The sequence below is a fragment of the Vibrio sp. M260118 genome (assembly GCF_036533755.1).
Lineage (GTDB): Bacteria > Pseudomonadota > Gammaproteobacteria > Enterobacterales > Vibrionaceae > Vibrio.
This window is the reverse complement of the sequence record NZ_JATABG010000703.1, coordinates 1-546: the sequence shown is the minus strand read 5'-3', so window position 1 is coordinate 546 and position 546 is coordinate 1. Positions and strand designations below refer to the sequence as shown.

Genomic DNA, 546 nt, shown 5'->3' with positions numbered 1-546 from the left:
ATGTTGGCTTGCGGGCGTTCATGCTCAGAAACAAGGTTGGGACAAGCACTTCCAGGCTAACACAGTCAGAAATCGAAACGTACTCTCAACAGTTCGCTTAGGCATGGAAGTTTTGCGGCATTCTGGCTACACAATAACAAGGGAAGACTCACTCGTGGCTGCAACCCTGCTTACTCAAAATCTATTCACACATGGTTACGTTTTGGGGAAATTATGAGGGGATCTCTCAGAGCTATGCTGCAATTTAGCAATAAAGGTCGCCACCCTCGCGTCACAATGAATCACGCCGTACTATCTATTTACAGATAAGTTAAGGAAAAATAATGATTAAATTAATCGACCTTGACCATTCAAAAGCGATAAAGAACGCACAATATCAGGTAGGTACGCATAAAAACTACCTCGAAGAGGTTTTAATTCCAGCAGTTGAGCGAGGCGACTGGGATGAATTTGAAAAACTAGATATTGGATTTAATACATCGGGGCAAACGCTGGGAAAAATTGGGGATGATATGGCATGGAGGAAGCTTCAACCAGTCTTAGACC

At 43.2% G+C, this 546-nt stretch carries 2 pseudogenes; both read left to right on the top strand.

The features are described from left to right. Positions 1 to 217 (top strand): annotated as a pseudogene (locus tag QTO00_RS20700) (IS4 family transposase); the annotation flags it as partial. A 106-nt stretch (positions 218 to 323) separates the two neighbouring features. Then, positions 324 to 546: pseudogene (locus QTO00_RS20695) on the top strand (site-specific integrase); the annotation flags it as partial.